The sequence below is a fragment of the Neorhizobium alkalisoli genome, from assembly GCF_002968635.1.
In the GTDB taxonomy this organism is placed as follows: domain Bacteria; phylum Pseudomonadota; class Alphaproteobacteria; order Rhizobiales; family Rhizobiaceae; genus Neorhizobium; species Neorhizobium alkalisoli.
The window spans coordinates 418930-431246 of the sequence record NZ_PVBN01000003.1 but is presented as its reverse complement, the minus strand read 5'-3'; the positions used below and the strand labels follow the sequence as shown (position 1 = coordinate 431246).

Below are 12317 nucleotides of genomic sequence, written 5' to 3'. Positions count from 1 at the left end.
AAAAAAACAAGAAAACAAACCCCAGAAGGAGAACCGAAATGTCAGAGAATATTCGCCGCCGAAAGCTTTTGGCCACTGCCGCCGTCCTGGGTGTAGCGCTCGCGGCCGGCATGGCCGACAGCAGCCATGCCCAGTCGGGTGAAAAGTTCACTTTGAAAATCGCCAATTCGCAGTGGCTGGACGCGCTGCGCGGCAAGAACCTGTGGGTCGCCGTTCAGAAATACCAGGAAGTGGCGCCGAACGTGACGCTGGAGCAGGAGGCAATCCCGTCCGCCGAATTCGCCGACAAGCTGACGACCGAGATGGGCGCAGGCCAGGGTCCGGATATCGCCATCATGCAGGAAGGCCTCTTCTATGCCTTGGCGGATGCCGGTTTCCTGGTCGACATCGCCAAGGCGGCCGACGGCGTCGCGCTCAACAAGACGAACGACAACGGCATGATCGATGGCGTCCATTACGGCATTGCCTGGCAGCGCGCTGCCTATGCACTGATCTACAACAGGCCGGTGATCGAAAGCGCTGGCGCCAAGGTGCCGGCGACGGTGGAAGAGTTGATCGCATCCTCCAAGGCCGCTTCCGCGAAAACGCCAGGCGTCATTGGTTTCACCGCTCGCCACCAGATCAACGACTTCAGCGGCTGGTTCATGGATTTCCAGAACTGGGCCTACGGTTATGGCGTGAACTGGGTCGACAAGGACGGCAAGCTGACCATCGATACGCCGGAGGCTGTCGCCGCCGTCACGGCCTTCAAGGAGACCTATGCGTCGGGCATTATCCCGATCGGCGACAGCATGCCGACGCAGCGCACCCGCTTCAAGGAAAAGCACGTTGCGTTCTCGATCGACAACTCGGGAGGGACCCTCAACATTGCCTCAGGCGGCGCGCTTGCAAGCGCCGATATGGGCGCTGCCCCGATGCCCTTCAAGCATCCGGGAGCGCACCAGCAGATCTTCCTCGGTGTCAGTTCACACAGCAAGCATCCGGAAGAGGCGATCAAGTTCCTCTCGTGGCTGGTGAGCAAGCCGGGCCAGCAGGCTTTGCGTGAGGCTTCCGGTCCGGATGCCTTGGCAACCGACGTCCCGGTCACCGATGCCTTTGCGGCGGCCAACCCCTGGGCTCCGACCTTCGCAAAATTAGCTCAGAATTCGCGTAGCACGCTCATTCCCGGTCATGAGATGGAAACCGCGCAGATCATGCGTTTCGTCATGCAGGCCGTGGAAAAGGCGATCCTGTCCAACATGGATCCGAAGATTGCTCTTGCCGAAGCCCAATCTGCTGTCGGCAAGCAGTTTTGAGCCGGGTCAGAGGAAGAACCTGAATGAGCATGAGAGGCTCGAAGCTACGTAACGGCACGACGCGTCTCGTGCCTTATGCCTTCATTCTCCCGCCTATGATCTACCTGATGGTGTTCATGTTCTGGCCGCTGGCACGGCAAATGTACATGAGCCTTACCAACACGCGGATCATCAATCCGAACCGGGGCCGATTTATCGGCCTCGGCAACTACGAAAGGCTTTTCGAGGATCCGGCCTTTTACCTGTCGCTCAGAGCGACGCTTGTCTATGCCGTATTGGCGGTCATTTTCGGCGTCACGCTTGGTGTGATATCGGCGCTGGCGATCGATCGTCCATTCAAGGGCAGAACAATCGTGCGTGCGATCCTGCTCTTCGGCTGGGCCGTGCCGAATGTCGCTGCTTCGTTGATCTGGTTGTGGATGTACAACGATCGTTCGGGCGTCTTCAATCGGATCACGGAATACCTCGGCATCGGCCGTTTCGGCTGGTTGACCAGCACTGATCTGGCGCTCGGCGCGATCCTGGCTGTGACTGTCTGGCAGGTGGCACCATTCGTGATGCTCGTCGTTCTGGCGGCACTGCAGTCGGTGCCGCACGAGGTGAGGGAGGCTGCACGCATCGACGGCGCCGATGGCCTGAATACCTTCCGGGCCGTCACCTTGCCCCACATCAGGCCGGCCGTGCAGCTTGCCTCGCTTCTCGTCTGCGTCTGGTCCATCCGCCGCTTCGATATCATCTACCTGCTGACGGGTGGGGGGCCGGTCGGCACCACCAGCACGCTCGTCGTCAAGATCCGACAAACGGCGTTCGAGGGTCACGAGTTGGGCATGGCCAGCGCCTATGGCGCCGTCGGCCTGGTCCTGGCGTTGGCGATCGCCTCTGTGCACTACGTTGTGGAACAACGCCGCATGAAGTGGATGTCTCGCTGATGTCGTTCAATAAGCTCACACTCAAATTCCTGCGCTACCTGCTGATCGGCGTGCTGGTCGTTCTTGCCGGCTTTCCCGTCTACTGGATGGCAGCCACCGCCCTGTCGTTGAACTCCGAACTCTACGGCACCGGCCAAGTCGTCTGGCCGCAGCCGCAGAACTTTCCCGAGCTCATGCTCGAGCTTGGCCAGGTACCCATTGGCCTCTGGCTCTTCAACACTCTCCTGATCGCGGCGGGCGGCACGGTGCTTAGCCTGACCCTTGGCTCCCTTGCCGGTTATGCGCTGAGCCGCTTCCGCTTTCATGGCAAGGGAGTGGTCGGCTTCCTGCTGTTCATGACACAGGTCGTGCCCGAAGCGCTGATCCTCGTTCCGCTCTATGCCATGTTCATCACCTTCGGGTTGCTGAACAGTCTGACCGGGCTGGTACTCGCCAACGTTGGCTTTTCATTGCCGGTCGCTTGCTTCGTGCTCAAGGGAGCGATGGATGCCGTTCCCTATGAGATCGAGGAGTCCGCGATCATCGACAATTGCCCACGCTTCAGCGTGTTGACGATGATCATCCTGCCGCTGATCATGCCGAGCATCGCGGCGGCAGCGGTTGTTGCCTTCTTCGCGGGCTGGAACGAGTTCCTGTTTGCCTCCACCTTCCTGATGGATCGGGGCAACTGGCCCGCCAGCGTTGGCCTTGCCTCGTTCGTCGGCCAGTACGAAACTCCGATGTCGGCTGTCATGGGGGCTGCGCTCGTCTTCAGCCTTCCGGCCATCGTCTTCTTCCTTCTTATCCAGCGCAAAATCGTCGCCGGCCTGACCGCCGGTGCCGTAAAGGGATAGCTCCATGCCCGCTTTGACCTTCACGAATGTCTCCAAGACGTTCGGCGACAACACCGTTATCAATGCCTTCAGCGCCGATATTCATGACGGCGAATTCCTGGTTCTTCTCGGCCCGTCCGGCTGCGGGAAGTCGACCCTGCTGCGTATGATCGCGGGGCTGAGCGATATCACCTCGGGAGATCTGCTCTTCAACGGCGATATTGCCAACGACTGGGAACCGAAGAAAAGGGGTGTCGCCTTCGTTTTCCAGACCTATGCGCTCTATCCCCACATGACGGTCCGCGAAAATATCGCTTTTCCGCTGATCATGGATGCATTCCGCAAATGGTATCATCTGCCGATCGTCAACATCGTAGCGCGCCATCGTTTGATGAGGCGGCCGGATATTGCCGAACGCACTCTGCGGATCGCGCAGCAGCTCGAACTGGAGTCCTTGCTCGACCGCCGTCCGGCCAGCCTCTCCGGCGGCCAGCGGCAGCGTGTGGCCTTGGCACGCGCATTGGTGCGCAACCCGTCGCTCTACCTCCTCGACGAGCCGCTCTCCAACCTCGACGCTAAGCTGCGTACCCAAATGCGGTCGGAAATCTCCGCATTGCACCACAAGGTCGGCAAGACCTTCGTTTATGTGACGCATGACCAGGTGGAGGCCATGACGATGGCCAGCCGTATCATCGTCATGAACAAGGGTATCGTGCAGCAGGTGGATACTCCTGACGAGATCTATGATCGGCCGGCCAACACCTTCGTCGCGCGCTTCGTCGGCTCGCCGCCAATGAACCTGATCGCGGCCTCGGTTGGAGACAAGGGTCTCAAACTGTCGGGAAAGCTTGCCGTCGAGCACGGCACGGCGCTGCCAAGTCAGCGCGAAGTCACCTTCGGCATCAGGCCGGAAAAGCTCTCTCTCCATGCCGCCGGTGAAGGCCGGCTCCCCGCCCGGGTTACCGTGGTCGAACGGCTTGGCGCCGAAACCGTGATCGGCTGCCGTCTGCTAACCGGAGAGGACGATCAGAGCGGGCGGTTGCTGGAAACCGACCTCGTCTTCGTGCGCGTGTCGGGGAACCCGAAAATGCAGATCGGCGAGCCTTGCTCGTTGGATTACCGGGCCGAAGATGTCTTGTGGTTCGACGTCGATACCGGGCAGCGGCTATCTTGAGAGAGAATAGAACATGCAGAACTTCCATATTTCCGCCACGGGTCACAGCCTCAACTACCTTCCTGAATATGTCGCCGTCTGGCAGGGCTTCTTCGAAGAAGAGGGATTGAACGTCACCGCAAGCGTTCCCTCGCCATGGGATCTCGTCCTCGGCGACATCGGCTCTGGCACGGCCGATGTCGCACTCGGGGGTATCTGGGTGCCTTCAATGTTTCATGGCCGTGGCAAGCGCTACGTGCCTTTCGCCCAGGTCGCCGCACGTGCCCCGCTTGCCATCGTTGGTCGCCAAAAGCCCGCAGAATTCGACTGGAAGGCCATGCCAGGAACGACCGTCTCGATGAAGGGCAGCAACGGTGCCAGCGTCGGCCTGTTCATCAAGTTGTTGCTACGTGAACGCGGGGTCGATCCAGCCGATGTACATTTCGTACAGGACCTCGACGGCAAGATGCTGACGGATTTGTTCGTGGGCGGCCTGGGGGATTATCTGGTTATCGACTATCCGTCGGCGGTGACGCTCGAGGCGGCAGGCCTTGGCCATGTGGTGCAGGCACTGCCGGTCACCGGCGGCAACGTCCCCTGGAGCGTTTACTATTCGGATGGCGAGGCAGACGATGTGCGGCTTGAAACGCACTCTCGCTTTGCGCGTGCGCTCCGGCGCGGCATGGAATGGATCCTCGCCAACGATGCCGAATGCTACCGCGAATTCCTGGCGAAAACCTTCCCCAAATTCGCTCCCGATATTCTGGTCAGACTGACCAACGTCTATCGCTCCAACGGAATGTGGACCACACCGCACATAGATCCAGATGCTTACGCTCGCTGGCAGCGGGGAATTTCTGAAGGACATCTGACGACGGCGCCAATTCTTTACGGCGAACTGATTGACGAGCGGCCGACGGCGGTTTTCGCCAAGTCTTAACAGTAGGGCAGGAAAATGATGCGCATCGCCGTTATCAATCCGAACGCCACCGTTTCCATGACCGATCGCATCGCTGCTGCGGCGCGCCGAGTGGCGGGCACCAGTACCGAAATCCTGGGACGCCAGCCGGCGCTCGGACCGGAAGCAATCGAAGGACCCTTTGACGGTGCGCTTTCGGTGCCGGGATTGCTGAGGGAGATCGTCGCCGCCGAAGTCGATGGCGCCGACGCACACATCATTGCCTGCTTCGATGACACCGGTCTCGATGCCGCGCGTGCCATTGCAACCAAGCCTGTCATCGGCATCGGCGAGGCGTCGTTTCACGCTGTCAGCCTCGTCGCGCACAGCTTCTGCGTGGTGACGACCTTGTCTCGTTCCGCACCTGTGATCGAGGACAATATCCTGCGTTACGGTTTCAGCCAGCGCTGCCGCCGCGTCTTTGCGACGGATATTCCGGTGCTGGAACTGGAGAATCCGACAAACGGCGCCGCCGAGCGAATTTCGGCTTTCATCCGCAAGGGCAAGGAGATCGGCGCCGAAGGGGTCGCTCTCGGCTGCGCCGGCATGGCGGAATTCGCAGAGGACCTGCAACGCGCCCATGCCATTCCCGTTGTCGATGGCGTCACGGCTGCCGTCGGGCTCGCTGAAACGCTCGTGAAATGCCGCCTCACGACGTCGAAGGCCGGCGTCTGGGCACAGCCTACGCGGCGTCACATCCTTGAAAAATTCTGAAATTTTTACTCAGCGACCCACGTTAGTCTGCGGCGTCGACACGTCGTCCAGCAATTTCACCAGACGGTCGATCTTTTCGTAGCGTTTCAAGCTGTCTTCGCCCATCGCCGTCGCCACGCTCCAGGCGAGATAGTTGATGATCGTCAGCGCCGCCACGAACGAGTTGAACGGGGAGGGGGACTGGCATCTGCAGCGCAGCACGTGCTCGGCGGCCTTTGCGCTTGCGGCAGCGCTGAGATCGGTAATCAGCACGGTCACTGCGCCCGCGGCCCGCGCCTCCTTGATGATCGTCGGCAGCAGGCGAGGCCTTCGCCGAAAGGCAATGACGATCATCACGTCGCCCTCGGCGATGGAGGCAATTTCGTGGGAATAGCTCGCCCCGCCGGCTGGAAGAACCTGCACATCGTTTTTCATCAGGGTTAGGTAATGCGCGGCCTGATGGGCCAGTCCATAGCCACTTCGCAGGCCCATGATCCAAACGCGTCGCGCTGATACTATCGCGTCTGTGACATCCTGGAGGGTTTTGTCAGACAAGCTCTCGGCGGTCGTACGGATGTTGTCGAGATCCATCTGCACTGTCTGGGCGATCAAGACTTTCTCAGAAGGAGCGCGATCGGGATCGGCAAGGCCGCCTCGAGGGGCCCCCCAATGTTGGTCGGTGCGAATCTGCCGCTTCGCGTCGGGATAGGTCTTATAGCCGAGGGTCCGGATGAGACGGGCAGCCGTCGCCTTCGAGACATGCGCCTTGTCCGCAAGTTCACCGGCAGTGTAGCTGGGAAGATCCATCTGGTACTGCAACAACACGTCAGCCAGCCGTTTTTCGGCCGGGGACAGCGAGGAGTAGATGGCATAGATGCGGGCTTCGAGTGATCGTGGGCGTTGCGTGCCCTCTAGCTTTGTTGCGGATCTCACGAAACTTCCCTTACTTGCGTCCTTCTCCGATCTAACCTGGAAAATTGCGCACCGGCAAGGCCAACGCTGGGCGGTGACGTGCGACAGCCGGCCAGCGACGAACGAAGGCCGAAACGAAGTCACTAAGTTTCATAACTGGAAAGCAGACTACAGGGCCGCGAGGTTCGTTCGCCCAGGAGCCGGAATCAAACCCTCTCGCCTGAAGGTTTTCGACCGCGCGCCGTCGCCTTGGTCGGAACGCTTTTTCCGTACTCGTTCCACCAGGCCGTCAGCGCCTCCATCGTGGGGCCGAGCCCCCGTGCTTTGGGTGTGATCTCATATTCGACACGGGGCGGCACCTCGGGGAACACGGTGCGCAAGACCAGACCATCGGCTTCGAGTTCCCGCAGCTGCGCCGTCAGCATGTGCTGGGTGACGCCGGGGATGGCCTTCCTCAGTTCACCGAATCGATAGACCCGCTGGTTGAGGAGCCACATGATCTCCAGCTTCCATTTGCCTGAGAGCAGCGCGAATGCGCGCCGCATCTCCTCGTGCATATTGATCTCTTCGTCGCCCATAGTCTGCTTTTCCATACTAACTGCAAGTAAATCATCCTACTTGATAACATCGATATTAGTTGTCATTTTCAATATAGGCTGCAAATTGAAAGATAACCGCTATTATTCAGCAGCAATCATAAGTTGAACAAAGAAATATTGATGCGGAGGAAATTTATGTTCGAGATATACATATACTGGATCAGTACGACGCTTCTGTCTCTGCTCTACGTGACTTCTGCCTATATGTACGCAACCAAAGGAGACTGGATCCGCCAGGCACTCGCCGATCTCGGATACCCCGCTTATCTCGTACCGGTCATGATCGTCGTGAAGGTCCTGGGAGTAGCTGCAGGTACTCAGCGATCTCGCCTATGCCGGCATTTTCTATCATCTGCTTCTGTCGGGCTTGGCCCATATCGGCGTCCGCAAGCCTTCGGGTGCAGTGCCGGCGATCGCGGGGCTTGCTTTGCTGATCGCTTCTTTTGTCACGCAGAACGCCGCTCGGGAAATCCCGTCACCCTATGTGCAGGCGATGATGTTCTGACGCGGCACACCACCAATACTTTATGGAATGGAGACGAAGATGGGTAGACTTGACGGAAAAGTAGCCATTGTCATGGGCGCCGGCCGCGGCATCGGTCGCGCCGTTGCCAAGCTGTTTGCGGCGGAAGGCGCAAAGGTCGCCGTGGTTTCGTTCACGGCCACGAATGTGGAGAAAGTCGTCGCCGACATCGTTGCCGACGGCCGTTCTGCACTGGGCCTCGTCTGCGATGTTTCTGATCACGAACAAATCCACCGAGCGGTGGAGAAGGTGGTAGCCGCCTACGGCGGATTCGACATTCTCGTAAACAATGCATTCGATCCGTCCGTGGTCCAGTCGTCGACCAATGACCTTTCCGTCGAACAATTGCAGCGCAATTTCGACATGGGGCCGATCGCCTACTTGCGGACGATGCAGGCATGCTATCCCTACCTCAAGACCAGCGGAGAGGGCCGTGTCATCAACTTCGCCTCGCTTGCAGGTATCACCGGATTGTTGCCCTATGGACCCTACAACATGGCCAAGGAGGCGGTTCGCGCGCTGACGCGGACAGCAGCGCGAGAATGGGGCGGCGACAACATCACCGTGAACAATGTGCTGCCGGTCGCGGATACCTGGGGCGCGGCCACTTCCAATGCACCCCCGCCGAACAACGCGCTCGCCCGCTTTGGCTCGCCGGAGGAAGACATTGCGCCGGTGATCCTGTTTCTCGCCAGTAAGGATGGGCAGTACATCACCGGGTACAGCCTCACTCCAGATGGCGGTTCGATCATCGATAGCGCGCTGAGCTTAAGAACGCTGCTGTTCCGGGGCGCAACGCCGGTGAGCTCAACGGAGATTCTGCCGGGCCAACCAGACGCTTTTCGATACTTGCCGGGAACCTTGGGAGGAGAAGCCGGTTTGCGCAACGCTAGGTCGGCGTAACCGGCAAGGATCACCTCGATGACAAACAATCAAGCCGAGAACGAGATCGCAATCGACAGGCTTGCCGAGAAGCTCGGGATACAGGCGACTTATGAGGATCTTCAAGGCGTCGTGCAGGAGGTTCCACGTTCGACGAGGCTTCGGCTGCTGCAAGCACTCGGATTTCACGATCAAGTCCCGCGGGGCTCGGTTGAGAACCGGCAAACACCCCGACTGGAAGTGCCGGAGGGCACGAAATGCTATCTTCCGGATATGCTTCAAGAGAAGCGGGTCTGGGGGATTTCCTTACAGCTTTATGAACTTAGGTCGTCGCGTAACCATGGAATAGGGGACTTCGAAGATCTGAAAAACTTCTGTCGGATCGCGGCAGACGCCGGGGCAGACTTCATCGGGCTCAATCCCCTCCACGCGCTCTTTTTGTCGGACCCGTCCCGCTGCAGCCCATACTCACCTTCCAACCGTCTGTTTTTCAACCCTCTCTACCTTGCCGTCGACAACGTCCCGGGGTTTTCCGAGGATATGATCGACCAGAAAATGGCCGCCAGACTCAGATACTCTGAGACCGTGGACTATGTTGGAGTGGCCGACGTCAAGCTTGCGGCGCTCAAAACGCTCTGGCAGCGGTGGAAAGGCAGCGATCCATCAAATCCCCGCTTCAGCAGCAGCGCGTTCAGAGATTTCAAAACCGCCGGCGGCCATGACCTTTGTGGGCATTGCCTGTTCGAAGCCATTTCGGGCCAGATGACGGAGAAAGGTTACGGGAGTGGTTGGCTGGATTGGCCCCAGCCGTTTCGCGACTGTCAAAGCCGGGAGGTTCAGGACTTCGCGACCGCGTATGAGGAAGACGTCGACTTCCACGCGTGGCTCCAGTGGCTGACAACGCTGCAGATCGAGGAGGTCGTGACCTACGCCAGGGCCGTTGGCCTTGGCATTGGTCTTTATTTCGACTTTGCCGTAGGCGATGTTCCCGATGGGTCTTCCACCTGGTCTAGGTCTGACCTTGTGCTTCGGGGAATGCATATTGGCGCACCGCCTGACGCCTTTAGTGCCGCGGGGCAAGACTGGGGACTGGTGCCGTTGTCGCCTGCGCAGTTGACCGACCAATCCACCTCTCACTACAAAAAGCTGGTCGGCGCCTCGATGTCATTTGCGGGAGCTCTCCGGCTCGACCATGCCATGAGCCTATGGCAGCTCTTTCTCATCCCCGAGGGAGAAACACCGGCGACTGGGGGGTATATGCGCTACCCGTTCCCCGAGATGATCCAAAGCCTGGCGGAAATTTCTCAGGTCCAGCAAACGCTCATTGTGGGGGAAGACCTCGGAAACGTTCCAGAGGGATTCCGCCCCGCTATGGAGAAGGCGGGAATATTGGGTTACCGGGTCCTTTACTTCGAAGATTACGACGATCAGGGCTTCAATCTCGAAGCTATCCCCTATCATTCGCTCGCCTGTCTCTCGACTCACGATCTTTCGCCGCTTGCCGGCTGGTGGCGCAGTGACGATATCTCCTTGGAGGAAAGTCTTGGCCGTATCGATCCGCAGGTCGCCTTGCAACTGCGTTCCGAAAGGCAGAAGCGGAAACGGGCATTGCTTCAAGGGTTAGTGCATATTGGGCTTCTTCCGTCCGACATGGTCATCCCGACCGACGACGAGGCAATTGCCCCCGAAATCGCGGTCGGCCTGCACCGCTTGCTGGCACGGGTATCAAGCATGCTGGTGACCGCGCGCCTATCCGATTTGATAGGCGAGAGCCTCGCGACGAACATCCCGGGCACATCGAGCGAATATCCGAACTGGCAGCTGAAACTGAAAGTACTGGTGGAAGACCTGCCAGCCAATCCAGTCTACAGAACGATCTCCGCGGCTCTATCAGAAGAGCGGCCCAAACCACACCGTTGGCTAGGCCCTCATTCTCTTTCTGGCGGCGCTGATCAAGCTTGAGTGGTCGAGAGACATGCCCCAGGTTCAACGGCGCCGTCGATGGATCCGCCAATGCTCCGTCTCAGCCGCCAAGGTGTAATGCTGTGCGATATAGCCGGCATAGACGTTCCGCATCCCCAAAGCGGTCCAGATTTCGATGGGCGACTTCGGGTCGAGGATGAATTCTGCATGTGCAAAAAGCTCTTCTGCAGGGGGATAGCTGTCACCGTGGAGGGTGCGGCCCCAATGGTACCAAACGCTGTCTCCTTCCGGAGCCGGAAGCGGCATGCCGGCCGAGAGCGGATTGACAAAATCCAGCACTACGGCCGGCTTTGGCGCCGCCTCGATCCTCCAGAGAGCTGCGGCAGCGTCGGCTAGCGTTTCGTTGTAGAGGTGGAAATACCGGTACTGATCTTCGTCCCACATCTTTACCAGACGGATACCGGAAAAATTCCCAAGCGAAATCCGCTCGCCATTGCCAGAGATCGCCGTGCCCGCATGGATGCCGAGCGTGGCGGCATTGCTGAAAGTCACTGGCAAAAGCTGCATCACAAGAAGGAGAGGAAGCCCCGTTGCCAAAGCCCGATATTTGCTTGGCAGTCGCGATCGCAAAAGCAGGTCGGCGATCACCGCGGCGCTCGCCCCAAGCGTTAAGATACCCACGAACTGGAAATTCTGGTCGATGATCAGCAGCCCGGTTGCTGCGCAGAAGACGATATAAAAGACATCCCTGAACCTCCTTCGGGCAACGACAAGGATGCACGCAAATATTCCATAGACGACAATATCGTGCAGGTTCTTGGAAACGACATCCGCCAACCCTTGCAATGTCGGCAAGCCGCCGCTGACCTCTGCCGCCGAGCGAATGTCAGAGAGATACATCCCCCCACCTTGCCAGATCAACTCGATGAGGAGCGGCACGGTTACAATGGTAAGCAGAGCCTGCAGAACCCAGCGGAACTGGTGCCGATCGAACAGCATAAAAACCAGGAAGGCGAGCTGGACTAAACCATAGGTGACCTTCGTGTAGAGCATGAGAAGCACGAGAAAAGACGCGCAGATCCCGTCCAGCAGGTCCGTTTTTGCCGACCGCACCGGGCGCGGCAGATACATCACCAGCAAAAGACCCAACGCCGCCCAGCCCATGCGGTTATAGAACATCGCGAAGGAAAGTTCGCCGATCCTTTCGCCCGGGTTGGCAGGAGCGGCTGCTATCAGAAGCAGGAACAGTGATAGGGGGAGACCGGTCATCCAACCCATGCGGCTGCCGATTATCTCCGCAGAGACCACCGCCAGCATGAGAACCATGATAGCCATGCCCACGGGCATTGCAGCGCCCATGCTGCCGGTGAGGCCAAATCCCGCGGCGGGCAGATAGAACACAAGCGGGCCGAGGGAGCTGTGGAAGTCGAGATTCGGCACCTGGCCCGACCAGATCCGGTATAATCCGTCCAGAAAAATGAACAGGTCGTTGACATATCTCGTCGTAACGGTCCGGCCGGGCAGTGCAAGGGCGGCTGCAAGCAACAGACCGATACAGATGATAGTCCCACGCAGCCCCATAAAGTTGCAGATGGCCGTCAGGCGGGTAGGGGCTTCCGGGACTTCTGCCATGCTCAC

The 12317-nt window shown here is 59.0% G+C and carries 10 protein-coding genes and 2 pseudogenes; 9 read left to right on the top strand and 3 right to left on the bottom strand.

Features of this window, described 5'->3' with window-relative positions:
* Positions 1 to 38: 38 nt before the first annotated feature.
* The 6 genes from C5L13_RS09385 to C5L13_RS09360 are packed head-to-tail and all read left to right on the top strand — an operon-like array spanning position 39 to position 5861.
* Positions 39 to 1295, top strand: coding sequence for an ABC transporter substrate-binding protein (locus C5L13_RS09385; protein WP_105382999.1), 1257 nt, complete (start codon positions 39 to 41; stop codon positions 1293 to 1295).
* Positions 1296 to 1318: 23 nt separating this feature from the next.
* The gene (locus C5L13_RS09380) at positions 1319 to 2224 is read left to right on the top strand and encodes a carbohydrate ABC transporter permease (protein ID WP_105382998.1); all 906 of its coding nucleotides are present in this window, start codon (positions 1319 to 1321) and stop codon (positions 2222 to 2224) included.
* Positions 2224 to 3057, top strand: a complete 834-nt coding sequence (locus tag C5L13_RS09375; protein WP_105382997.1) for a carbohydrate ABC transporter permease — start codon at positions 2224 to 2226, stop codon at positions 3055 to 3057. Before C5L13_RS09380 ends, C5L13_RS09375 begins: the two co-directional genes overlap by 1 nt.
* Positions 3058 to 3061: 4 nt before the next feature.
* Positions 3062 to 4210, top strand: a complete 1149-nt coding sequence (locus C5L13_RS09370) for an ABC transporter ATP-binding protein (RefSeq protein WP_105382996.1) — start codon at positions 3062 to 3064, stop codon at positions 4208 to 4210.
* Positions 4211 to 4223: 13 nt separating this feature from the next.
* Positions 4224 to 5129 carry an ABC transporter substrate-binding protein gene (locus C5L13_RS09365; RefSeq protein WP_105382995.1) on the top strand — a complete coding sequence of 302 codons (906 nt, stop codon included), beginning with the start codon at positions 4224 to 4226 and terminating at the stop codon, positions 5127 to 5129.
* Positions 5130 to 5147: 18 nt separating this feature from the next.
* A complete protein-coding gene (locus C5L13_RS09360; protein ID WP_105382994.1) occupies positions 5148 to 5861 on the top strand; it encodes an aspartate/glutamate racemase family protein in 714 nt (237 codons plus the stop codon).
* Between the two features lie 9 nt (positions 5862 to 5870).
* On the opposite strand, the gene C5L13_RS09355 is transcribed toward C5L13_RS09360, so the two are convergent.
* Together C5L13_RS09355 and C5L13_RS09350 are read right to left on the bottom strand one after the other, a co-directional pair.
* On the bottom strand, positions 5871 to 6773 hold the full coding sequence (locus C5L13_RS09355; protein ID WP_105382993.1) for a MurR/RpiR family transcriptional regulator: 903 nt from the start codon (positions 6771 to 6773) through the stop codon (positions 5871 to 5873).
* Positions 6774 to 6958: 185 nt separating this feature from the next.
* A complete protein-coding gene (locus tag C5L13_RS09350) occupies positions 6959 to 7345 on the bottom strand; it encodes a winged helix-turn-helix transcriptional regulator (protein ID WP_105382992.1) in 387 nt (128 codons plus the stop codon).
* 141 nt (positions 7346 to 7486) lie between these two features.
* Here C5L13_RS09350 and C5L13_RS29240 point away from each other — a divergent pair.
* The 3 genes and pseudogenes from C5L13_RS29240 (at position 7487) to malQ (ending at position 10718) form a co-directional block, all read left to right on the top strand.
* A pseudogene (locus C5L13_RS29240) lies at positions 7487 to 7856 on the top strand (DoxX family protein).
* Positions 7857 to 7895: 39 nt separating this feature from the next.
* A pseudogene (locus C5L13_RS09340) lies at positions 7896 to 8636 on the top strand (SDR family NAD(P)-dependent oxidoreductase); the annotation flags it as partial.
* A gap of 159 nt (positions 8637 to 8795) precedes the next feature.
* Positions 8796 to 10718: a 4-alpha-glucanotransferase gene (gene malQ / locus C5L13_RS09335; RefSeq protein ID WP_105382990.1), complete on the top strand. Its 1923-nt coding sequence runs from the start codon at positions 8796 to 8798 to the stop codon at positions 10716 to 10718.
* 24 nt (positions 10719 to 10742) lie between these two features.
* Here the strand turns inward: malQ and C5L13_RS09330 are convergent, their stop codons facing one another.
* Positions 10743 to 12311 carry a hypothetical protein gene (locus tag C5L13_RS09330; protein WP_245571185.1) on the bottom strand — a complete coding sequence of 523 codons (1569 nt, stop codon included), beginning with the start codon at positions 12309 to 12311 and terminating at the stop codon, positions 10743 to 10745.
* Between the last annotated feature and the right edge of the window lie 6 nt (positions 12312 to 12317).